Here is a 20,355-nt window from a genome sequence, read left to right on the forward strand (position 1 = left end):
TGCCCTTCTCAGACCGGCATCGGCCGCGCGGGCGGCAGCGGCGCTTCGCGCTGCGGCTCGTCGCCGAGCGCGCCGAGCAGGTCGTGGGCGAAGCCTTCCAGCTCGGCCTCGATTCGGCTGACCACGCGGCCGAACACGTTATAGGCGAGCACGGCCGGAATCGCGACCGCGAGGCCGAAGGCGGTCATGATCAGCGCCTCGCCAACCGGGCCGGCCACCTTATCGATGGTGAATCCGCCGGTTTCCCCGGCAATGCCCACGAGCGCGCCGTAGATGCCCCAGACCGTGCCGAGCAGCCCGACGAAGGGTGCCGTGGCGCCGACCGTGGCGAGCAGGATCTGCCCGGCCTGCAGGCGCCGCAGCGCGGCATGCAAGGCGTCGCGCAGGGCGCGCGTGAGGCGCTGGGCGCGGTCGACCGCGCCGCCGAGCGTGGCGGCATCGGACTTGGCGGCCAGGCTCCTGACCGCGCTCACGGCCGGCCAGACCAGGGCCGCGCGGTCGAAGGCCCTGAGCTTCTGCTCGGCATCGCCGAGCGACGGCGACTGCCAGAAGGCCGCGATGCTGCGTACCACGTCGCGCGTGCCGCCGCGCAGCAGCCAGGCCTTCCAGAGGATCACCACCCAGCTGGAGACCGACATCAGGAGCAGCAGCACGGCCACGGAACGGCTGACGCCGTCGCCGTGGGTGAGCAGCTCCAGAACACTCATGCGCTTTGGCGCAGGCCGAGCACGTCGAACATGTCGAACAGGCCGCTCTGCTGCCCGGCCAGGAAGCGCACGGCACGCAGGCTGCCCTGCGCATAGGTCGCGCGGCTGGCCGATTTGTGCGTGATCTCGATGCGCTCGCCGGTGCCGGCGAACAGCACCGTGTGGTCGCCCACGATGTCGCCGCCGCGGATGGTCGCGAAGCCGATGGTGGACGGGTCGCGCTCGCCGGTGACGCCCTCGCGCGCATAGACAGCGCATTCCTTGAGGTCGCGGCCCAGCGCATCGGCGATCACCTCGCCCATCTTGAGCGCGGTGCCCGAGGGTGCGTCGACCTTGTGGCGATGGTGCGCCTCGATGATCTCGATGTCGTAGCCGGTAGCGAGCGCCTTGGCCGCCATTTCGAGCAGTTTGAACGTGACGTTGACGCCGACGCTCATGTTGGGCGCCATCACGATCGCGATTTCTTTCGCCGCCGCGGCGATCTCGGCCTTCTGCGCGTCGCTGAAGCCGGTGGTGCCGATCACGGCCTGCACGCCGAGCTCGCGGCACACGGCCAGATGCGCCAGCGTGCCTTCGGGCCGCGTGAAGTCGATCAGCACCTGGGCGTCCTGGAGGCCGGTGCGCAGGTCGGCCACGATCGGGACGCCGCTCGTGAAGCCGAGAAAGGCAGCCGCATCGCTGCCGATCGCGGGACTGCCGGCGACATCGAGCGCGCCGGCGAGGCGGCAGTCCTGCGCCTCGCGCACGGCCTCGATCAGCATGTGCCCCATGCGCCCGGAAGCGCCGGCGATCGCGATGCGCCGCAGCGGGGGAATGGAGGGAGAGGAAGAATCAGTCACGCGTTTCAGCCTTGAAGCCTGGAAGAAAGCCGGCCGGCGCGGCCGGCGCGCGCTAGCGCGTCGCTTCGAGCGGGGGATAGCTCGGCGGCAGCGGAGGCAAGGAGGCGGCGGACTCGCCGTCCGCCTTCTTGTCCTTGGCCGGATCGAACTTCTTGAGCTGGTCTTCCGAGGCTTCCAGGGCCGGCACCTTGCCGCTGCGCTTGCGGGTGTCGAGCGCGGCGACGAATTCTTCCTCGCTCGGCATCGGGTCGCCTTCGAAGCGTTCGAGCACTTCGCCATTGAAGAACACCGTCAGGCGGCGCTGCTGGGGCTCGACGCCCTGGCGCCGGATCGTGAACACGTAATCCCAGCGATTGGAATGGAAGACGTCGTTCAGCAGGGAGGTGCCGAGGACTTCGCGCACCTGCTGGCGCGACATGCCGGGCTTGAGCAGCTCGACCTGCTCCTTCGACACGAAATTGCCCTGGACCACGTCGACCTTGTAGGGCGTGATGGCATGCAGCGCATCGCGCGAGCGTTCGGTGACGCTGCTGCAGGCGCCGAGGCAGAGGCTCCCAGCGACTGCGCCGACGAGCAGCCAGAGGCGGCGTTGTGGAATGTCAGGCATGGGCAAAAGGGCAAAGAGGGGTAGCGATATGATCGGGCCATTGTAGCGGCTGCCCCTCGGCGTGCCCCTCTCGCACAGCCGGCGCAGGAACCATCATGGGCAACATCGACGAACTGAAGAACACCGGCCTCAAGGCCACCCTGCCGCGTCTCAAGATTCTCGAAATCTTCCAGAACGGCGGCCAGCGCCACATGACGGCGGAAGACGTGTTTCGGGTGCTGCTCAACGAGCACTCCGACATCGGCCTGGCCACGGTCTACCGCGTGCTGACGCAGTTCGAGCAGGCCGGCATTCTCGAGCGCAGCCATTTCGAGAGCGGCAAGGCGGTCTACGAACTCAACGAAGGCAAGCACCACGACCACCTGGTGTGCACCTCCTGCGGCAAGGTCGAGGAGTTCTACGACCCCGAGATCGAGCGCCGCCAGCAGATGATCGCGACCGACAAGAAGTGGATTCTGCAGGACCACGCGATGTCGCTCTACGGCCTGTGCGGCGACTGCGCCAGCAAGCGCTGAACTGAAAGACGGCGGCCGCCGCCGGGCCGCCCCAAGGCGGGCCGCGCCTCCCCCTCGGGGGGTGGAGTTACACGCAGCGAAGCGAAGTGAAAAGCCGGGGGGCTAATCGTCCTCGCGGGCGCCTTCCATGGCCTTGTGGTGGCGGGCGACGAAATCGGCGTAGGTATCGATGCCGCGCAGCTGCAGGATCGAATTGCGCACCGCCGCTTCCACCAGCACCGCGATGTTGCGCCCGGCCACCACCTGGATGATCACCTTGCGCACCGGAATGCCCAGCACGTCCTGGGTCAGCGGCGCCGAAGGCATGCGTTCGTAGTCGCGCTCGAAGCTGTCGCGCCGTACCAGGTGCACGATCAGTTTGAGGCGCATCTTCCGGCGCACCGCCGTCTCGCCGAAGATCGCGCGGATGTCCAGCAGGCCGATGCCGCGCACCTCGAGCAGGTTCTGCAGCAGCTCGGGGCAGCGCCCTTCCAGCGTGGTCTGGTTGATGCGGTAGAGGTCGACCGCGTCGTCGGCCACCAGGCCGTTGCCGCGCGAGATCAGCTCCAGGCCGAGCTCGCTCTTTCCGAGTCCCGACTCGCCCGTGATCATCACGCCCAGGCCCAGGATGTCCATGAACACGCCGTGCATCGAGGTGCGCTCGGCGAAGTGCTTGGAGAGGTAGGCGCGCAGCAGGTCGATCACGAAGGCCGAGGATTCCCGCGTGGCGAACAGGGGCAGTTGCGCCCGCTCGCAGATCGACAGGAGTTCGTCGGGCGCCGGCTGGCCGTCGGCCAGCACCAGCATGGGCGGCTCCAGCGTGACGATGCGGGCGATCCGCCGCACGCAATCGTCGGGCGTGCCGCGCGTCAGGTAGGCGACTTCGCGCGCACCGAGAATCTGCACGCGGTAAGGATGGATGTAGTTGAGGTAGCCCACCAGGTCGGCGGCCGACTGGGCGCGGCTGATGACGCCGGGATCGAACTGGCGCTCCGAGGCGCCCAGCCCCGCCAGCCACTCCCACCGGAGCGAGCCGCGGAACTCCTCGAACATCGCGTCGGCACTGATGACGGTCGGCTTCATGCGCCAGACTGTCTCGTGCGGATGCGCTTCAGGCCACCTGGGCGGACTGCCATCCTGCGATCAGGGCGTGGAGCGCGGCGGCGTCGGAGCTCGACTTGATCTGCTCGCGCAGGCCGGCATCGCTGAGCAGCTCCGCGATCTCCGAAAGTATTTCAAGGTGTTTCTGGGTGGCCGCTTCGGGCACCAACAGGAAGATCAGCAGCACCACCGGCTGCTCGTCCGGCGCGTCGAAACCGATCGGATTCGCGAGCTGGAACACCGCGGCCATCGGCGACTTGAGGCCCTTGATGCGCCCGTGAGGGATGGCCACGCCGTGGCCGAGGCCAGTGGAACCCAGGCGCTCGCGGGCGAACAGGCTGTCGGTGATGAGGGCACGGCCCAGGCCGTGCAGGTTTTCAAACAGCAAGCCCGCTTCTTCAAAAGCACGTTTCTTGCTGGTGGCGTCAACGCTCACGAGGACTTGAGCGGGCGGCAGGATGGACGCGAGTCGGTTCATGTTGGGGCGGGGCGGGGGCGATTATGCACCTGCTCCGCAAAAAGCAAAGGGCCGCCCTGAGGCGGCCCGCAAGAGTATTTGCCCGGAGAGGTACTACATCACGCGCTTCGGCGCCTCGTGATGGTGGTCCTGCAGGCGGTCTTTGTGACGGACCACCTGCCGATCGAGCTTGTCCACCAGCTCGTCGACCGCGGCGTAGAGATCAGCGTGGCTCGATTCCGCGAACATGTCATTGCCCTTGACGTGAATATTGCATTCGGCGCGTTGCCGACGTTCCTTTTCCTTTTGCTTTTCCACCGTGAGGATCACCTTCACATCGACCACCTGGTCGAAATGGCGGGTGATTCGGTCCAGCTTGCTCGTAACGTAGCTGCGCAAGGCGGGGGTGACGTCGAGGTGATGACCGCTGATCGTCAAATTCATGAATGACCTCCTGGATTGACGGTTGGGGAAAAAGACCCCGCTTCAGGGTGAAGCGTGGCCGGCGAAATGGGGAAAGGCGGGGGAAGGAGAGAAGAAGGAAGGGCGAGGGAGAGGAAAGGGAGAAGGTCAGTTCACTATGCCCATGCTGTCATCGAATTGCAATCCCTTCCATGGCAAACCCCGGCATCGCCCGCCCACGCTCACGGTGCGCTATCGATTTGATAGCGCTAAAGACCTCGCGCGGCGCTCAGCGCCACGCGGCGCGCATGCGGCTCAGCAGATCGATCGTGGCCGCAGGCGGCGGTACATGGGGTGCGCGTTCGGGCGGCGGCGGCCAGGTCTGCTGTTCAAAGCGCTCGGCATCGGCGGCCGAAATGAAGCGCGTGCGGCCGGCGTACAGATGTCGGTCGCCGCGCGCAGCCTGCTGCGTGACATAGAAGCGCTGAGGCACCAGCAGGTGCAGGTGGTCGCGCGCGCGGGTCATTGCCACGTAGAGCAGGCGCCGCTCCTCCTCCAGCTCCTGTGCGCCCTGCGCCACGTCGGCCGGGATGCAGCCGTCGACCACGTTGAGCACGTGCACCGAGCGCCACTCCTGCCCCTTGGCGGAGTGGATGGTCGAGAGGATCAGGTAGTCCTCGTCGAGCAGCGGCGGACCCGGGCGGTCGCTCGTCGCTTCGGGCGGATCGAGCGTGAGTTCGGTCAGGAAGCGCTCCCGCGAGGCATAGCCCGAGGCCAGGCGCGCGAGTTGCTCGACGTCGCCGCGCCTGAGGCCGGCATCGTCGTGAAGCCGCTCGAGGTGGGGCAGATACCACTGCAACGCGAGCTCGATGTCGGCCGGCCAGGCGAGCGTGGGCGCGCGCAATTCGGCAAAGATGGCCGCGAATCGCGCCCACTCTTCCTTCGCGGCGGCAGGCGGCACGAAGGCCTGCACGACGGCACCGGGGTCTGAAGCCTCGGCCATCGCGTCGAGCAGCCGCGTGGAGCTGACCGGCCCGATGCCTGGAATCAGCTGCGTGACGCGAAAGCCCGCCATGCGCCCGCGCGGATTCTGGGCGAAGCGCAGCACCGCCAGCAGGTCCTTCACATGCGCGGCTTCGAGAAACTTGAGGCCGCCGTACTTGACGAAGGGGATGTTGCGCCGCGCCAACTCGAGCTCGAGCGCGGCGCTGTGGCTCGAGCTGCGGAACAGCACGGCCTGCGATTTCAGCGCCAGACCGCCTTCGCGGTGCGCGAGCACGCGCTCGGCCACGAAGCGGGCCTGTTGTGCTTCGTCGGGCACCAGCACCAGCTGCGGCCGTCCGGCCGAGGGCTTGTCGGTCCAGAGGGTCTTGGCGTGGCGCTCCGCAGCGGCGGCGATCACCGCATTGGAGACATCGAGGATGGGCTGGGTCGAGCGGTAGTTGCGCTCCAGCGTGACCACCCGCGCGGGCTGCGTGAACTGCTGCGGAAAGTCGAGGATGTTGCGCACCGTCGCGCCGCGGAACGAGTAGATCGACTGCGCGTCGTCGCCGACCACGGTGAGGCCGCGGCCGTCGGGCTTGAGCGCGCGCAGGATGGCGGCCTGCAGCAGATTGGTGTCCTGGTACTCGTCGACCAGCACGTGGTCGAAGCGCGCGCCGATCTGCGCCGCCAGCGCGGGCTCCGCCACCATCTCGGCCCAGTACAGCAGCAGGTCGTCGTAGTCGAGCACCTGCTGCGCCTGCTTGGCTTCGACGTAAGCGCCGAAGAGGCGCTTGAGCTCGGCCTCCCATTCGGCGCACCACGGAAACGCATGCGCGAGCACCTCGGCCAGCGGCGCGCAGCTGTTGACGGCGCGCGAGTAGATCGAGAGGCAGGTTCCCTTGCGCGGAAACCGCCGCTCCATGGACGCGAGGCCGATGTCGTTGCGCACCAGGCCCATCAGGTCCTCGGCATCACCGCGGTCGTGGATGGTGAAGTTCTCGTGCAGGCCGATCTGCGCCGCGTGTTCGCGCAACAGGCGCGCGCCGATGCCATGGAAGGTGCCGGCCCAGGGCAGGGCCGGCGGCGCATCGGATTTCAGGCCGAGCACGCGCGCCAGCACCTGCCCGGCACGGCGCTCCATCTCCTGCGCCGCGCGGCGCGAAAAGGTCAGCAAGAGGATGCGCTGCGGATCGGCGCCACGCGCGATCAGATGGGCCACGCGATGCGCGAGCGTGCTGGTCTTGCCCGAGCCCGCGCCGGCAATCACGAGCAGCGGCCGCTGGTCTTCCGGAGCCTCGCCGAGGGCAGTGCCGACACCGTGCTCCACCGCCGCACGCTGCTCGTCGTTGAGCTTGGCGAGCGCGGCCGCGAGGCGCTCGGCCTGGCTCGTGGGTGCGGGTGTCGCGAGGCTTTGCATCGCCGCGACTTTACTGGATGTCCATCCAGATGCCGGCAGAAAAGCGCCGGAGGCCGATGACATAATCGCGCCTCGCTGCAACCGGAGACTTCGCATGGAAACCGTTCCGCCTCGGCAGCTTTCAACTCCCCTGTGATGCGTTGTTGGCCAGGGACTTGAAAGCGCCCCGAACCCTCGCCAACCGCCACAAAAATTCACCGGGAGTGAGCCATGCTCAATATCTTCACGCTCGCCAACGGCCGCCTTGTCCAGGAAGAAATCGAGGCCCTCGAAGAGCTCTCTCAGTTCCAGCCGATCTGGGTCGATCTCGAATCGCCCACACTCGAAGAAAAGCGCTGGATCAAGCAGTACTACGGCCTGTCCATCCCCGAGGATGCGATGGACGAGGACATCGAGGAGTCGGCGCGCTTCTACGAAGAAGACAACGGCGAGCTGCACGTGCGCAGCGACTTCCTGATCGATGACGCCGAGAACCCGCGCTCCGTGCGCGTCGCCTTCATCCTCAACCAGCACAACACCGAACTGCGCAGCCGCGGCGTGCTGTTCTCGATTCACGACGAAGACGTGCCGGTGTTCCGCCTGCTGCGCATGCGCGCGCGCCGCGCACCCGGCCTGATCGAGGATGCCAAGGAAGTGCTCTTGAAGCTCTTCGATGCCGACGCCGAGTACTCGGCCGACTCGCTCGAGAACATCTACGACGAGCTGGAAGTCGCGGGCAAGAAAGTGCTGGAAGGCAACGTCAGCGACGAACTGGCCGGCGAGGTGCTGGCCGCGATCGCGCGGCAGGAAGACCTGAACGGCCGCATCCGCCGCAACGTGATGGACACGCGCCGCGCGGTGAGCTTCATGATGCGCAGCCGCATGCTGAACGCCGAGCAGTTCGAGGAGGCGCGCCAGATCCTGCGCGACATCGAGTCGCTCGACAACCACACCGCCTTCCTGTTCGACAAGATCAACTTCCTGATGGATGCGACCGTCGGTTTCATCAACATCAACCAGAACAAGACCATCAAGATCTTCTCGGTGGCGAGCGTCGCGCTGCTGCCGCCGACCTTGATCGCGAGCGTGTACGGCATGAACTTCAAGCTCATGCCGGAGCTGGAATGGGGCTACGGCTACGCGTACGCGATCGTGCTGATGGTCGCCAGCGCCCTGGTGCCGATGTGGTACTTCCGCCGCCGCGGCTGGCTCAAGTAGCCGATCGGCCGGACAGCGTGGCGAGCCAGGCGTCGATCACCGCGAGGCTGTAGCGGCTCGCGACGGCGGCGACGAAGCGCAGGAAGTCGGCATGCGCCGCGTCGTCGGCGCGGTCCGAGATCGTGCGCACCGCGGCAAATGGCACACGGTAATCGTGGCACACCTGCGCCACCGCGGCGCCTTCCATCTCGACCGCCAGCGCGTCGGGCAACTCGCGCCGGAGCGCATCGCTTTCGGCGGCGGTCGAGACGAAGCGGTCGCCGCTCACCAGCAGGCCGCGATGCAGCCGGGGCGCCTGCAGGCCGAAGTCGTCGACCACCGTCTGCCCGAGCAGCGCGACCGGATCGCGCAGCAGGCCGGCGGCCACGGCGGCCAGCGCATCGCTGATCGCGGTGTCGGCCGCGAAGCGCGCATGCCCGGTCAACGGCACCTCGTATTTGGGAAAGATCGGCGAGGCGTCTAGATCGTGCTGCAGCAGCTTGGTCGCCACCACCACGTCGCCCACCCGCACGCCGGGCCCGAGCCCACCTGCAACGCCGGTGAAGACGATGGCGCGCACGCCGAAGCGCTCGAGCAGCACAGTGGCCGTGGTGGCCGCTGCGACCTTGCCGATGCGCGACAGCACCGCCACGACGGCTTGCCCATGCAAATGGCCGACCCAGAAATCCCGCCCGGCGACGCGCACGCGCTGCTCGTCGGGCATCGCCGCGAGCAGCGCGCCCAGCTCTTCCTGCATGGCGGCAACGATCGCGACCGGCCCCGCCATGGAAGTGCCCGCTACTTCTTGTCGCGCAGCTCGCGCCGCAGGATCTTGCCAACCGGCGTCTTCGGCAGCTCGGTGCGGAACTCCACTACCCTGGGCTGCTTGTAGCCGGTGAGATTGGCGCGGCAGAAGTCGCGCACCTGGGCCTCGGTGAGATCCGGGTTCTTCTTGACGATCACGAGCTTGACGGCCTCGCCGGTCTTCTCGTCGCCGATGCCCACGGCCGCGCATTCGAGCACGCCCGGAATCTGCGCGACCACTTCTTCGACCTCGTTCGGATACACGTTGAAGCCCGAGACCAGGATCATGTCCTTCTTGCGGTCGACGATCTTGAAGAAGCCGCGCTCGTCAACCACGCCGATGTCGCCGGACTTGAAGTAGCCGTCGGCCGTCATGACCTTGGCCGTTTCGTCGGGACGCTGCCAGTAGCCGGCCATCACCTGCGGGCCCTTGATGGCGATCTCGCCCGGCTGGCCCATCGGCACCTCATGGCCGTCGTCGTCGAGCAGCTTCAGGTAGGTGCTGGGCAGCGGCACGCCGATGGTGCCGGTGTAGGCAGTGCTGGTGGTCGGGTTGCAAGTGGCCGACGGCGAGGTTTCGGAGAGGCCGTAGCCTTCGCAGATCGGGCAGCCGGTCTTCTCGAGCCAGAGCTTGGCCACCGCGCCCTGCACCGCCATGCCGCCGCCGACCGAGACCTTGAGGTTCTTCCAGTCGACGGTGCCGAAGTCCGGATGGTTGGCCAGCCCGTTGAACAGGGTATTGACGGCCGGGAAGCTGTGGAAGGTGTGCTTCGACAGCTCCTTCAGCACGGCCGGGATGTCGCGCGGATTCGGAATCAGGATCAGCTTGCCGCCGGTGCGCATGCTGAGCATCATGTTCACGGTGAACGCGAAGATGTGATAGAGCGGCAGGGCGCAGACGCTGGTGGGCTGCTCGCCGGCTGGCACCTTCTGCATGACCGGCTCGTTCCAGGCCTCGGACTGCAGCACGTTGGAGATCACGTTGCGATGCAGCAGCACTGCGCCCTTGGACACGCCGGTGGTGCCGCCCGTGTACTGCAGCACCGCGACGTCGTCAGGCCCGATCGGCGCCGGCGTCGGCCCGCGCCCTGCCCCCTTGTCGAGCGCGTCGTTGAAGCGCACGGCGCCGGGCAGGCTGAAGTCGGGCACCATCTTCTTGACGTTGCGCACCACGTAATTGACCAGCGCGCCCTTGAGCAGACCGAGCCGATCGCCCATGCCGCTCAGCACGACGTGCTTGACCGGCGTGGACGCGATGCATTGCTGCAGCGTGGCGCCGAAGTTCTCCATGATCACGATCGCCTTGGAGCCGGAATCCTTCACCTGGTGCTCGAGCTCGCGCGGCGTGTAGAGCGGGTTGACGTTCACGAGGATCAGACCGGCGCGCAGGATGCCGCACACCGCGATCGGGTACTGCAGGCAGTTCGGCATCATGACCGCGACGCGATCGCCCTTCGCGAGCCCAAGTCCCTGCAGGTAGGCCGCGAAGGCCCGGCTCAGCTTGTCGACCTCGCCGTAGCTCAGATCCTTGCCCATGAAGCTGTAGGCGGTGCGCTCCGCGTACTTCGAGAAGCTCTCCTCCATGAGCGCCACCAGGGAGGGATAGCGCGAGCCATCGATATCGGCGGGCACGCCTTGCGGGTAACTGGTGAGCCAGGGGCGGTCTGTCATGGATGGGTCTCCTCAACGAAATTCTGAGTTCTGGTCAACGGGGCCGCCGCCGGCGATGCCGGCAAGGCGGAGGCGCGGGCGCAAGGCGTCCTTATTCGATCGCCTTGCCCATGTCCTCGACCACCTTCTTGGCGTCGCCGAAGACCATCATGGTCTTATCCATGTAGAACAGCTCGTTGTCCAGACCGGCATAACCCGCAGCCATCGAACGCTTGTTCACGATCACCGTCTTGGCCTTGTAGGCCTCCAGGATCGGCATGCCGTAGATCGGGGTGCCCTTGGTGAGCGCCGCCGGGTTCACCACATCGTTGGCGCCCAGGATGATCGCGACGTCGGCCTGCGCGAACTCGCCGTTGATGTCCTCCATCTCGAACACCTGGTCGTAGGGCACCTCGGCCTCGGCCAGCAGCACGTTCATGTGGCCCGGCATGCGTCCGGCCACCGGATGGATCGCGTACTTCACCGTCACGCCCTTGTGGGTGAGCTTCTCGGCCAGCTCGTTGACCGCATGCTGGGCCCGGGCCACCGCCAGGCCGTAGCCCGGCACGATGATCACGGTCTCGGCATTGGAGAGCATGTAGGCCGCGTCGTCGGCGCTGCCGCTCTTGACCGGGCGCTGCTCCTTGGCGCCGCCGGAAGCCACCGCCGCCTCGCCGCCGAAGCCGCCCAGGATCACGTTGAAGAACGAGCGGTTCATCGCCTTGCACATGATGTAGCTCAGGATCGCACCCGAGGAGCCCACCAGCGAGCCGGCGACGATCAGCATCGCGTTGTTGAGGCTGAAGCCGATGCCGGCCGCGGCCCAACCCGAGTAGCTGTTGAGCATCGAGACCACCACCGGCATGTCGGCGCCGCCGATCGGGATGATGATCAGCACGCCCATCACGAAGGACAGCAGCACCATCAGGAAGAAGGCGGTCCAGCTCTCGGTGAAGACGAACACCAGGCCGAGCGCGATGGTCAGCAAGCCCAGCGCCAGGTTCAGCATGTGCTGGCCCTTGAACTGGACCGGCGCGCCCTGGAACAGGCGGAACTTGTACTTGCCCGAGAGCTTGCCGAAGGCGATGACCGAGCCGCTGAAGGTGATGGCGCCGATGGCCGCGCCGAGGAAGAGCTCGAGCCGGTTGCCCGCGGGGATGAGCTCGCCCTTGGGAACGATGCCGAAGGCCCAGGGCTCGACCACCGCCGCCACGGCGATGAAGACCGCGGCCATACCGATCATGCTGTGGAAGAAGGCCACCAGCTCGGGCATCTGCGTCATCTCGACGGTCTTGGCGCGGTAGGCGCCGTAGCCGCCGCCGGCCACCAGGCCCAGCAGCACCCAGGCCATGCCCATGGCCTTGCCGTCCGAGATCTGCACGATCAAGGCCGCGGTGGTCAGGATGGCGATCGCCATGCCGACCATGCCGAACAGGTTGCCGCGAATGGAGGTGGTGGGATGGCTCAGGCCCTTGAGCGATTGAATGAAGCAGACCGATGCGATCAGGTACAGCAGCGTGGCGACATTCATGCTCATGCTGCATTCCCCTTGTCGGCCGCGGGCGCTGCCTTTTTGTCCTTCTTCTTGAACATCTCCAGCATTCGCCGCGTGACGAGGAAGCCGCCGAAGACGTTGACCGCGGCCAGCGCCACGGCCAGCACGCCCATGGTCTTGCCGAGGCCGCTCTCGGTGAGCGCCGCCGCCAGCATGGCGCCGACGATCACGATCGCCGAGATCGCATTGGTCACGGCCATCAGCGGCGTGTGCAACGCCGGCGTGACGGTCCAGACCACGTGGTAGCCGACGTAGATGGCCAGCACGAAGATGATCAGGTTGATGACGGTGTGGGAAACGGGATCCATGGTCTTTTCCTTGTCACTTCCGGGTCACTTGACCGTCTTTGCTCATCAGGCAGGCGGCCACGATGTCGTCTTCGAGGTCGATGTTGAGCGCGCCTTCCTTGTTCACGATGAGCTTGAGGAAGTCGAGCACGTTGCGCGCGTAGAGCGAAGACGCGTCGGCCGCGACCAGCGCGGGCAGATTGGTTTCGCCCACCAGCGTGACGCCGTGCTTGATGACGGTGCGGTCTGCTTCGGTGAGCGGGCAGTTGCCGCCTTGCGGCGCGGCCAGGTCGACGATGACCGAACCGGGCTTCATGGCCTTGACCATCTCTTCGGTCACCAGCACCGGCGCGGGCCGGCCCGGGATCAGCGCGGTGGTGATGACGATGTCGGCCGCGGCCACGCGCTTGGCCACTTCGACCTTCTGCCGATCGAGCCAGCTCTGGGGCATCGGCTTGGCGTAGCCGCCGACGCCCTGCGCCGCTTCCTTCTCTTCGTCGGTGTCGTACGAGACGTCGATGAACTTGGCGCCCAAGGACTCGACCTGCTCCTTGACGCTCGGGCGCACGTCGCTCGCTTCGATGACGGCCCCGAGCCGCTTGGCGGTGGCGATGGCCTGCAGGCCGGCGACGCCGACGCCGAGGATCACGATGCGCGCCGCCTTCACGGTACCGGCGGCCGTCATCAGCATCGGAAAGAAGCGCTGGTACTTGTCGGCCGCGATCATGACGGCCTTGTAGCCGGCGATGTTGGCCTGGCTCGACAGCACGTCCATGCTCTGCGCGCGGGTGGTGCGCGGCGCGGCTTCGAGCGCGAAGCCGGTGAGGCCGGCCGTCGCGAGCCTTTGCAGGCCCGCGGCATCGAAGGGGTTGAGCATGCCGATGACGACGGTGCCGGGTTTCATGAGCGCCGCCTCGGCATCGCTCGGCGCGCGCACCTTGAGCACGATGTCGGCGCCGAAGGCGCCGTTGCCGTCGGTGATCTCGGCGCCGACGGCCTGGTAGGCCGCATCGGTGACGCTGGCCACCACGCCGGCGCCGGACTGGATGCGCACGGTGTGACCCTGTGCAACGAGCTTCTTGGCCGTCTCCGCAGTGACGGCCACACGGGTTTCGCCTGGCGCAGTTTCGGCCGGCACGCCTATCAGCATGGGGGATCTCCTCGGGGCAGCGTTGGAATTCGGGCCGAGCTTACATGAAGATGACAAAGAACTGGCCGAGGACCGCATCCCTCTGTACAGTAGCGCCTCGCGAATGACCGGCGCACAGATCGCCGGCATGACGGAAAGAAATCAGGGGGATGAAAGATGCGAATTGGAGCGCTCGACGACGAGCCGCGCCAGCTCGAACTGGTTCGGCATGCCATGGTAGTGATCGGGCATGAATGTCATGGTTTCGAAGACGGGCGCTCCCTGCAGCGTGCCCTCTACCAGCAAAGCTTCGTCATGCTGATCCTCGACTGGCGGCTTCCCGACGTCGACGGGTCGAACGTCGTCAGATGGATACGCGAAAAGCTCGGCAGCAGCCTCCCCATCCTCTTCGTGGCCAAACGGCGCAAGGAAGAGGACATGGTCGAGGCGCTGACGCTCGGCGCCGACGACTTCATGGCCAAGCCGATCCGCGTGGCCGAACTCCAGGCGCGGGTGCAGGCGCTTTTGCGCCGCACCTATCCGGCGCTGTTCCAAACGGAACCTGTCTGCGGCCCCTATCGCTTCATCCCACTCAAGCACGCCCTGCTGATCCACGGCCAGGCGGCCAAGCTCAAGCACCGCGCATACACGCTGGCGATCTTCCTGTTCCGCAACATCGGCCGCCTGCTGTCGCGCGAGCACCTGCTCGAGGCCGTGTGGGGCGCAGATGCAACGGTCACTTCGCGCTCGCTCGACACGCACATGTCACGGTTGCGCTCGAAGCTGGACCTGCGCCCCGCCAATGGCCTCGTGCTGTCGGCCGTCTATGGCCTCGGTTACCGGCTCGAGTTCATCGACCAGAATGGGATCGAGTCGCCGTACCCCATGGCGGGCGCGTCCGAATGAGCCGGTCCCCGATCGAAGGAGCATCACCACGATGATGAGTCGAATGACCCGACTTTTGTCCGCGGCCCTGCTGCTCGGCGGCTGGCTGCACCTCGCGGCCGCGCAGGAGGTGGACCCGAGCGAGCTGGTGCGCGGCGGCCTGCAGGCGATCCAGATGATCGACCAGAACAAGACCGGCGAGCTCTGGGACGGCGCCGCGCCGGCCGCCCGCAAGCGCGTCAGCCGCAGCGACTTCATGAGCCAGGTCGCCAAGGCCCGCACGCCGCTCGGCGCCGCGCAGCAACGCACCTGGGTCGCGATCAACCGGCAGGTCGTCGGCGATGGCGATCCCGAGCTGGCCGGCCAGTATGTGAACATCGAGTACGAGACCCGCTTCGCCAACAGCAGCACGACCACCGTGCGCGAGCTGGTGACCTTTCAACTGGGCAGCGACCGCGTCTGGCGCTTCTCGGGCTACGTGCTGCGCTGAATGGCCTCGGTCGCTCGCTGGAAACCCAACGTCACCGTCGCCGCGGTGATCGAGCAGGACGGACGCTTCCTGCTGGTCGAAGAGCGTACGAAGGCCGGCCTCAAGCTCAACACGCCGGCCGGCCATCTCGACCCGGGCGAGTCGCCGGCCGAGGGCTGCGCGCGCGAGACGCTGGAAGAAACGGCCCACCACTTCACGCCGGCTGCCCTCGTCGGCATCTACATGGCGCGCTTCCTCGGCGACGAAGACGTGACCTACATGCGCTTCGCCTTCGCGGGCACGCTCGGCGCCTTCGAGCCGGGCCGGCCGCTGGACGAAGGCATCGTGCGTACCCTGTGGATGACGGCCGACGAGATCCGTTCGAGCGTGGCGCGCCATCGCAGCCCGCTGCTGCTGCAATGCGTGGAGGACTACCTGGCAGGACAACGCTATTCGCTGGACCTGATCCACACCCACGTGTCGGTCGCCGCACCGTCGCAAATCTAGCCGGCCCGCGCGATCACCCCGCCACCAAGGCACACATCCCCGTCGTAGAGCACCGCCGACTGCCCCGGTGTCACCGCCCACTGCGGCTCGGCGAAGGCGAGCCGGAAAGCGCCGTTGGCGCCTTCACCCAGCTCGCAACCCGCATCGGCCTGGCGGTAGCGCGACTTCGCGGCATAGGCGCCCGAGGGCGGCGCGCTGCCCGCGACCCAGCTCGCATCGTCGGCTTCGAGCGCCGGCGACAGCAGCCATGGATGGTCGTGGCCCTGCACCACCCACAGCGTGTTGTTCGCTACGTCCTTGCGCGCCACGAACCAGGGCGAGTGATCCCCCGCCCCGCGCTGCGCTCCCTTGGGCTTGATACCGCCGATGCCGAGTCCCTGCCGCTGGCCCAGCGTGTAGAAGCTCAGGCCCTGGTGCTCGCCGATTTGGCGGCCGCGCTCGTCGCGGATCGGGCCCGGCTCCTTGGAGATGTAGCGGTTGAGGAACTCACGGAAAGGCCGCTCGCCGATGAAGCAGATGCCGGTCGAGTCCTTCTTCTTTGCGTTCGGCAGGCCGATCTCGTCGGCGATGCGGCGCACCTCGGTCTTGCGCAGTTCGCCGACGGGGAACAGCGTCTTAGAGAGCTGCGGCTGGTTCAGGCGATGCAGGAAATAGCTCTGGTCCTTGGCCGGATCGAGCCCCTTGAGCAGCTCGTAGCGCCCGCTTGCCGCGTTGCGGCGCACCCGCGCGTAGTGCCCGGTGGCGATCATTGAAGCGCCGAGCCGCATCGCATGATCGAGAAAGGCCTTGAACTTGATCTCGGCATTGCACAGCACGTCCGGGTTGGGCGTGCGGCCGGCCTGGTATTCGCGCAGGAACTCGGCGAACACGCGGTCCTTGTAGTCGGCCGCGAAGTTGACGTGCTCGATCTCGATGCCCAGCACGTCGGCCACGCTCGCGGCGTCGACGAAGTCGATGTTCGACGAGCAGTACTCGCTGTCGTCATCGTCTTCCCAGTTCTTCATGAAGATGCCGACCACCTCGTGGCCCTGCTGCTTGAGCAGGTGCGCCGTGACCGCGGAGTCCACTCCGCCGCTCAGGCCCACCACGATGCGCTGTTTTTCCATGAGGAGGCGATTGTCCCAGCCTCGGCAAGCCGGTGCCCGCATCCGGGAAATCACCGAGCGGCCCATGCCCGCAGGGAGGCAGCAGGCTCCCACAATGGGCTGCCTCAACTGGAGACACGCATGAACCGCCTTCCCCTCGGCCCCGCGTGGCCGCCCCCGGTCTCGCGCCGGCTGGTTTGCCAGTCGCTCGCGCTGTTCGCCGCGGGCGGCGCCCACGCCGTGCAAGCCCAGGGCGCCTGGCCGCAGAAGAGCATCCGGCTCGTGGTGCCCTTCGCGCCCGGCGGCTCCAGCGAGGTGGTGGCGCGCTCGGTCGCGGCCGAGCTCACCAAGCAGTTGGGCCAGAGCGTCTACGTCGAGAACAAGCCCGGCGGCGCGGGCACCATCGCCATGCAGGAGATCGCCAAGGCCCCAGGCGACGGCTACAGCCTGATCCTCGGCCATGTGGGCACGCTGGCCGTCAACCCCTACATGCTGCCGAACCAGCCCTACGACGTGAACCGGGACTTCGTGCCCGTGACCTTGCTGGCCAAGGTGCCGAACGTGCTGGTGGTGCATCCGGACGTGCCAGTGAAGACCTTCAAGGAGTTCATCGCCTACGCCAAGGCCAACCCGGCCAAGCTCAACTACTCGTCGGCCGGCAACGGCAGCGCCGGCCACCTGAGCATGGAGTACCTGAAGCTCACGGCCGGCTTCTTCATGACGCACATCCCTTACCGCGGCAGTGGCCCGCAGATGACCGACCTGCTGGCCGGCCGCACGCAGGTGGCGATGAACGGCATGCCCAGCGTCTCGGCCTTCATCAAGTCGGGCAAGCTGCGCGCGCTGGCCGTGGGCTCGGCGCAGCGCATCGCCGCCCTGCCCGACGTGCCCACCATCGCGGAGAGCGGCTACAAGGGCTTCGAGACCTCGCAGTGGTATGGCCTGCTTGCACCGGCCTCGACGCCGGCGCCGATCGTGAAGCGGCTGCAGGAAGAAAGCCTGAAGGCCCTGAAGACCGGCCCCGTGACCGAGCGCTTCGCGCACGATTCGGCCCTGGGCGTGGGCGATACGCCGGAGCAGTTCGGCGCCTTCATCTCGGCCCAGCAGAAGACCTGGAAAGAGATCGTCACCAAGGCCGGCATCAAGCCTGATTGATCAAGGAGCCCGTCATGATTCACCTCAGCGGCATGGACGCATCGTTCCTGCACCTCGAAACACCCGAATCGCCGATGCACGTGGGCAGCCTGCAGCTCATCGACCTGCCGGCAGGCTACGAAGGCGACTTCGCCGAGGACGCCAAGAAGTACCTGAGCGGCCGGCTGCACCTGGCTTCGGTGTTCGTGCGCAAGCTCGCGATGATGCCCTTCGACCTGGCCAACCCAGTGTGGGTGGACGACGACGACCTGGATCTCGACCACCACATCCGTCACGTGATCATGCCGAGGCCCGGCACCATGGCACAGCTCGAGCGCCTGGTCGGCCGGCTCCACTCCACGCTGCTGGACCGCAGCCGGCCGCTTTGGGAGATCTACATCATCGAAGGGTTGCAGACCGGCCAGGTCGCGCTCTACAGCAAGATGCACCATGCGGCCATCGACGGGCAGGCCGGTGTCGCGGTGGCCAAGGCGCTGTTCGACATCTCCGCCACGCCAGCACCGGTGAAGGCGCCGCGCGCCAACCGTCGCCCCGATTCATCGCAGCTGGGCATGGCCGAGCTCGCGAGCGCGGCGCTCAGCAACACCGTGCAGCAGTACGTGAAGCTGATCCAGTCGATCCCCGCCACCGCCAAGGCGATCACGAGCGTGCTGCTGCCGGTCTCGGAAACCACCGGCAAGCGCAGCTTCGAGCTGCCCAAGGGATTGAAGACCGCGCCCAGGACGCCACTCAACGTCTCGATCACCAACCAGCGTTCCTTCGCCGGGCGCTCGGTGCCGCTGGCCGAGGTCAAGCAGATGGCCAAAGCCACGAACACCAGCCTCAACGACATCGTGCTGGCCATCTGCGCCGGCGCGCTCAAGCGCTACCTGGCCGACTACGGCTGCAAGCCCGCCAAGCCGCTCATGGCCGGCGTGCCGGTATCGCTGCGCAGCGAGGGCAACACCGATCTCAACAACCAGGTGTCGGTGATGCTGGTCAGCCTGGCCACCGACATTTCAGATCCACTGGAACGCCTCGCCGCCATCCACGAATCGTCGAGCGAGGGCAAGAAGCTCACCGGCAACGTGAAGGCCGCGATCCCGACCGACTTCCCGTCGCTCGGCGTGCCATCGCTGATGTCGGGCCTGGCCTCGCTCTACGGCCGCTCCGGCCTCGCGGACAAGCTGCCGCCGATGGCCAACGTGGCGATCTCCAATGTGCCCGGCCCGTCGTTCCCGCTCTACTTCGCGGGCGCCAAGCTGGCGACCTACTTCCCGGTGTCGATTCCGGGGCACGGGCTGGCGCTCAACATGACGGTGCAGAGCTACAACGGCTCGCTCGAGTTCGGGCTCACGGCCTGCCGGCGCGCGGTGCCGGACATCGCCGATCTGGGCGACTATGTGGTCGCGGAGCACAAGAAGCTCTTCGGGCTGATCGTGGGGCAGGCGGCGACTGCGCCTGTTGCTGCTCCAGTTGCCGCGCCTGTTGCTGCGCCAGTGGCGAAGAAGCGGGCAGCGCCGAAGAAGAAGGTCGTTGCGAAGGCGGTGCGCGCTGCCGGGACGCGGGCGCCGCGCAAGGCAGCTGCAGCGAAGCGCGCTGCCGCGTTGAACTGAGGACTTGTCTATTCGCGCAGCTCGGCCAGGATCTCGTAGGACCGCAGCCGGGCCTCGTGGTCGAACACCTGCGAGGTGATCATCAGCTCGTCCGCCCCCGTGCGTTCGACGAAGGCCTCGATGCCGGCGCGCACCGTCTCGCGCGATCCCACGGCCGAACACGAGAGCACCGAATCGAGCAAGGCGTTCTCCGCCGGCCCGACACGCTGGCGGTAGTTCTCGACCGGCGGCGGCAGGCGCCCCGGCCGCCCGCTGCGCAGGTTCACGAAGGCCTGCTGCCACGAACTCGAACGGAACACCGCCTCCTCGTCGGTCTCGGCCGCGAACACGTTGAAGCCGAGCATCACGTAAGGCTTGTCCAGCTGCTTCGAGGGCTTGAAGGTCTCGCGGTAGATGCGGATCGCCTGCATCAGCTGCTGCGGCGCGAAATGCGAAGCAAAGGCGTAGGGCAGCCCGAGGTGAGCCGCAAGCTGCGCGCCGAAGGTGCTCGAGCCCAGGATCCAGATCGGCACTTCGAGTCCCATGCCCGGCACCGCACGCACCGGCTGCTTCGGCTCCTTCGACATGAAATCCATCAGCTCGACCACGTCCTGCGGAAACCGGTCGGCATCGGACTGCAGGTCGCGCCGCAGCGCCTGCGCGGTGCGCTGGTCCGAGCCCGGTGCGCGGCCGAGACCGAGATCGATGCGGCCGGGATAGAGCGACTCGAGCGTGCCGAACTGCTCGGCGATCACCAGCGGCGAATGGTTGGGCAGCATCACACCGCCGGCGCCGATGCGGATGGTGGAAGTGCCGGCGCCGATATACGCCAGCAGCACGGCCGTCGCGGCGCTCGCGATGCCCGGCATGCCGTGGTGCTCGGCCAGCCAGTAGCGCCGGTAGCCAAGCTTCTCGCCATGCTGCGCCAGGCTGAGCGAATTGCGGAAGGACTGCGCGGCGGTGCTGCCCTCGGTGATGGGCGACAGGTCGAGGATGGAAAGTGGGGTCATGGATCGGCCGGAGCGAACGAAGCAGGGCCGGTATCTTGGGCCGAAGTGCGGGGCCCGCGAA

Annotated in this window: 21 protein-coding genes; 7 read left to right on the top strand and 14 right to left on the bottom strand. The window is 67.0% G+C overall.

From position 1 onward, the window contains the following. Window positions 1–8: 8 nt before the first annotated feature. From ACSQ89_RS27580 to ACSQ89_RS27590, 3 genes are all read right to left on the bottom strand, one after another. Window positions 9–707 (bottom strand): MotA/TolQ/ExbB proton channel family protein, encoded by a 699-nt coding sequence (locus tag ACSQ89_RS27580; protein WP_093109945.1) that lies wholly within the window; start codon window positions 705–707, stop codon window positions 9–11. Then, on the bottom strand, window positions 704–1,513 hold the full coding sequence (gene dapB / locus ACSQ89_RS27585; RefSeq protein ID WP_093110037.1) for a 4-hydroxy-tetrahydrodipicolinate reductase: 810 nt from the start codon (window positions 1,511–1,513) through the stop codon (window positions 704–706). Before dapB ends, ACSQ89_RS27580 begins: the two co-directional genes overlap by 4 nt. Before the next feature lie 85 nt (window positions 1,514–1,598). Continuing rightward, window positions 1,599–2,153, bottom strand: coding sequence for an outer membrane protein assembly factor BamE (locus ACSQ89_RS27590; protein ID WP_436292140.1), 555 nt, complete (start codon window positions 2,151–2,153; stop codon window positions 1,599–1,601). 95 nt (window positions 2,154–2,248) lie between these two features. On the opposite strand from ACSQ89_RS27590, the gene fur reads away from it, so the two are divergent. Beyond that, window positions 2,249–2,668, top strand: coding sequence for a ferric iron uptake transcriptional regulator (gene fur, locus ACSQ89_RS27595; protein ID WP_093109943.1), 420 nt, complete (start codon window positions 2,249–2,251; stop codon window positions 2,666–2,668). A gap of 102 nt (window positions 2,669–2,770) precedes the next feature. Here fur and hprK read toward each other — a convergent pair whose 3' ends face one another. The 4 genes from hprK to ACSQ89_RS27615 form a co-directional block, all read right to left on the bottom strand. After that, window positions 2,771–3,730 (bottom strand): HPr(Ser) kinase/phosphatase, encoded by a 960-nt coding sequence (gene hprK / locus ACSQ89_RS27600; RefSeq protein ID WP_093109942.1) that lies wholly within the window; start codon window positions 3,728–3,730, stop codon window positions 2,771–2,773. Between the two features lie 28 nt (window positions 3,731–3,758). Continuing rightward, window positions 3,759–4,226: a PTS sugar transporter subunit IIA gene (locus ACSQ89_RS27605; RefSeq protein WP_093109941.1), complete on the bottom strand. Its 468-nt coding sequence runs from the start codon at window positions 4,224–4,226 to the stop codon at window positions 3,759–3,761. Between the two features lie 93 nt (window positions 4,227–4,319). Continuing rightward, a complete protein-coding gene (gene hpf, locus ACSQ89_RS27610; RefSeq protein ID WP_093109940.1) occupies window positions 4,320–4,649 on the bottom strand; it encodes a ribosome hibernation-promoting factor, HPF/YfiA family in 330 nt (109 codons plus the stop codon). A 247-nt stretch (window positions 4,650–4,896) separates the two neighbouring features. Continuing rightward, the gene (locus tag ACSQ89_RS27615; RefSeq protein WP_436292139.1) at window positions 4,897–7,008 is read right to left on the bottom strand and encodes an ATP-dependent helicase; all 2,112 of its coding nucleotides are present in this window, start codon (window positions 7,006–7,008) and stop codon (window positions 4,897–4,899) included. A 210-nt stretch (window positions 7,009–7,218) separates the two neighbouring features. Here ACSQ89_RS27615 and corA point away from each other — a divergent pair, with 210 nt between their 5' ends. Continuing rightward, window positions 7,219–8,205 carry a magnesium/cobalt transporter CorA gene (gene corA, locus ACSQ89_RS27620; RefSeq protein ID WP_093109938.1) on the top strand — a complete coding sequence of 329 codons (987 nt, stop codon included), beginning with the start codon at window positions 7,219–7,221 and terminating at the stop codon, window positions 8,203–8,205. On the opposite strand, the gene ACSQ89_RS27625 is transcribed toward corA, so the two are convergent. The 5 genes from ACSQ89_RS27625 to ACSQ89_RS27645 all read right to left on the bottom strand — a co-directional run bounded on the left by ACSQ89_RS27625 (window position 8,198) and on the right by ACSQ89_RS27645 (window position 13,630). Next, window positions 8,198–8,971 (bottom strand): 5'-methylthioadenosine/adenosylhomocysteine nucleosidase, encoded by a 774-nt coding sequence (locus tag ACSQ89_RS27625; protein WP_093109937.1) that lies wholly within the window; start codon window positions 8,969–8,971, stop codon window positions 8,198–8,200. The two genes, corA and ACSQ89_RS27625, sit on opposite strands and share 8 nt — an antisense overlap. An 11-nt stretch (window positions 8,972–8,982) precedes the next feature. Then, window positions 8,983–10,659: a long-chain-fatty-acid--CoA ligase gene (locus ACSQ89_RS27630; RefSeq protein ID WP_436292138.1), complete on the bottom strand. Its 1,677-nt coding sequence runs from the start codon at window positions 10,657–10,659 to the stop codon at window positions 8,983–8,985. Window positions 10,660–10,750: 91 nt separating this feature from the next. Then, on the bottom strand, window positions 10,751–12,175 hold the full coding sequence (locus ACSQ89_RS27635) for an NAD(P)(+) transhydrogenase (Re/Si-specific) subunit beta (protein ID WP_436292137.1): 1,425 nt from the start codon (window positions 12,173–12,175) through the stop codon (window positions 10,751–10,753). Next, the gene (locus ACSQ89_RS27640; protein WP_093109934.1) at window positions 12,172–12,501 is read right to left on the bottom strand and encodes an NAD(P) transhydrogenase subunit alpha; all 330 of its coding nucleotides are present in this window, start codon (window positions 12,499–12,501) and stop codon (window positions 12,172–12,174) included. The genes ACSQ89_RS27635 and ACSQ89_RS27640 overlap by 4 nt, the downstream gene beginning before the upstream one ends. A 13-nt stretch (window positions 12,502–12,514) precedes the next feature. Then, a complete protein-coding gene (locus ACSQ89_RS27645; protein WP_436292136.1) occupies window positions 12,515–13,630 on the bottom strand; it encodes a Re/Si-specific NAD(P)(+) transhydrogenase subunit alpha in 1,116 nt (371 codons plus the stop codon). Window positions 13,631–13,843: 213 nt separating this feature from the next. Between ACSQ89_RS27645 and ACSQ89_RS27650 the strand changes: the two genes are divergently transcribed. Genes ACSQ89_RS27650 through ACSQ89_RS27660 form a run of 3 tightly spaced genes read left to right on the top strand, consistent with a single transcriptional unit; the run spans window position 13,844 to window position 15,470 of the window. Further along, entirely contained in the window at window positions 13,844–14,515 is a 672-nt protein-coding gene (locus ACSQ89_RS27650; protein WP_436296634.1) for a response regulator transcription factor, read from the top strand. A gap of 43 nt (window positions 14,516–14,558) precedes the next feature. Further along, a complete protein-coding gene (locus ACSQ89_RS27655; RefSeq protein ID WP_244503994.1) occupies window positions 14,559–14,984 on the top strand; it encodes a DUF4019 domain-containing protein in 426 nt (141 codons plus the stop codon). Beyond that, window positions 14,985–15,470 carry an NUDIX hydrolase gene (locus ACSQ89_RS27660; RefSeq protein WP_436292133.1) on the top strand — a complete coding sequence of 162 codons (486 nt, stop codon included), beginning with the start codon at window positions 14,985–14,987 and terminating at the stop codon, window positions 15,468–15,470. It begins immediately after the preceding gene. Here the strand turns inward: ACSQ89_RS27660 and mnmA are convergent. Beyond that, a complete protein-coding gene (mnmA, locus tag ACSQ89_RS27665; RefSeq protein WP_093109931.1) occupies window positions 15,467–16,576 on the bottom strand; it encodes a tRNA 2-thiouridine(34) synthase MnmA in 1,110 nt (369 codons plus the stop codon). The genes ACSQ89_RS27660 and mnmA overlap by 4 nt on opposite strands. Before the next feature lie 120 nt (window positions 16,577–16,696). Here mnmA and ACSQ89_RS27670 point away from each other — a divergent pair, with 120 nt between their 5' ends. Beyond that, window positions 16,697–17,710, top strand: coding sequence for a Bug family tripartite tricarboxylate transporter substrate binding protein (locus ACSQ89_RS27670; protein WP_093109930.1), 1,014 nt, complete (start codon window positions 16,697–16,699; stop codon window positions 17,708–17,710). Window positions 17,711–17,724: 14 nt separating this feature from the next. Beyond that, window positions 17,725–19,305, top strand: coding sequence for a WS/DGAT/MGAT family O-acyltransferase (locus ACSQ89_RS27675; protein WP_436292132.1), 1,581 nt, complete (start codon window positions 17,725–17,727; stop codon window positions 19,303–19,305). Between the two features lie 8 nt (window positions 19,306–19,313). Here the strand turns inward: ACSQ89_RS27675 and ACSQ89_RS27680 are convergent, their stop codons facing one another. Continuing rightward, complete coding sequence (locus ACSQ89_RS27680; protein ID WP_436292131.1) at window positions 19,314–20,294, bottom strand: LLM class flavin-dependent oxidoreductase; 981 nt, start codon at window positions 20,292–20,294, stop codon at window positions 19,314–19,316. Window positions 20,295–20,355: the final 61 nt, after the last annotated feature.

Origin of the sequence: Variovorax sp. LjRoot175, assembly GCF_964253805.1 — a bacterium.
In the GTDB taxonomy this organism is placed as follows: Bacteria; Pseudomonadota; Gammaproteobacteria; order Burkholderiales; family Burkholderiaceae_C; genus Variovorax.

Coding starts and splice junctions, on each gene's coding strand:
- mnmA (WP_093109931.1), bottom strand. CDS start 16,576: ATGGAAAAACAGCGCATCGTGGTGGGCCTGAGCGGCGGAGTGGACTCC.
- ACSQ89_RS27650 (WP_436296634.1), top strand. CDS start 13,844: ATGGTAGTGATCGGGCATGAATGTCATGGTTTCGAAGACGGGCGCTCC.
- ACSQ89_RS27680 (WP_436292131.1), bottom strand. CDS start 20,294: ATGACCCCACTTTCCATCCTCGACCTGTCGCCCATCACCGAGGGCAGC.
- ACSQ89_RS27670 (WP_093109930.1), top strand. CDS start 16,697: ATGAACCGCCTTCCCCTCGGCCCCGCGTGGCCGCCCCCGGTCTCGCGC.
- ACSQ89_RS27640 (WP_093109934.1), bottom strand. CDS start 12,501: ATGGATCCCGTTTCCCACACCGTCATCAACCTGATCATCTTCGTGCTG.
- ACSQ89_RS27625 (WP_093109937.1), bottom strand. CDS start 8,971: ATGGCGGGGCCGGTCGCGATCGTTGCCGCCATGCAGGAAGAGCTGGGC.
- ACSQ89_RS27675 (WP_436292132.1), top strand. CDS start 17,725: ATGATTCACCTCAGCGGCATGGACGCATCGTTCCTGCACCTCGAAACA.
- ACSQ89_RS27590 (WP_436292140.1), bottom strand. CDS start 2,153: ATGCCTGACATTCCACAACGCCGCCTCTGGCTGCTCGTCGGCGCAGTC.
- ACSQ89_RS27630 (WP_436292138.1), bottom strand. CDS start 10,659: ATGACAGACCGCCCCTGGCTCACCAGTTACCCGCAAGGCGTGCCCGCC.
- corA (WP_093109938.1), top strand. CDS start 7,219: ATGCTCAATATCTTCACGCTCGCCAACGGCCGCCTTGTCCAGGAAGAA.
- hprK (WP_093109942.1), bottom strand. CDS start 3,730: ATGAAGCCGACCGTCATCAGTGCCGACGCGATGTTCGAGGAGTTCCGC.
- ACSQ89_RS27655 (WP_244503994.1), top strand. CDS start 14,559: ATGACCCGACTTTTGTCCGCGGCCCTGCTGCTCGGCGGCTGGCTGCAC.
- hpf (WP_093109940.1), bottom strand. CDS start 4,649: ATGAATTTGACGATCAGCGGTCATCACCTCGACGTCACCCCCGCCTTG.
- ACSQ89_RS27615 (WP_436292139.1), bottom strand. CDS start 7,008: ATGCAAAGCCTCGCGACACCCGCACCCACGAGCCAGGCCGAGCGCCTC.
- ACSQ89_RS27635 (WP_436292137.1), bottom strand. CDS start 12,175: ATGAGCATGAATGTCGCCACGCTGCTGTACCTGATCGCATCGGTCTGC.
- ACSQ89_RS27580 (WP_093109945.1), bottom strand. CDS start 707: ATGAGTGTTCTGGAGCTGCTCACCCACGGCGACGGCGTCAGCCGTTCC.
- ACSQ89_RS27605 (WP_093109941.1), bottom strand. CDS start 4,226: ATGAACCGACTCGCGTCCATCCTGCCGCCCGCTCAAGTCCTCGTGAGC.
- fur (WP_093109943.1), top strand. CDS start 2,249: ATGGGCAACATCGACGAACTGAAGAACACCGGCCTCAAGGCCACCCTG.
- ACSQ89_RS27660 (WP_436292133.1), top strand. CDS start 14,985: ATGGCCTCGGTCGCTCGCTGGAAACCCAACGTCACCGTCGCCGCGGTG.
- ACSQ89_RS27645 (WP_436292136.1), bottom strand. CDS start 13,630: ATGCTGATAGGCGTGCCGGCCGAAACTGCGCCAGGCGAAACCCGTGTG.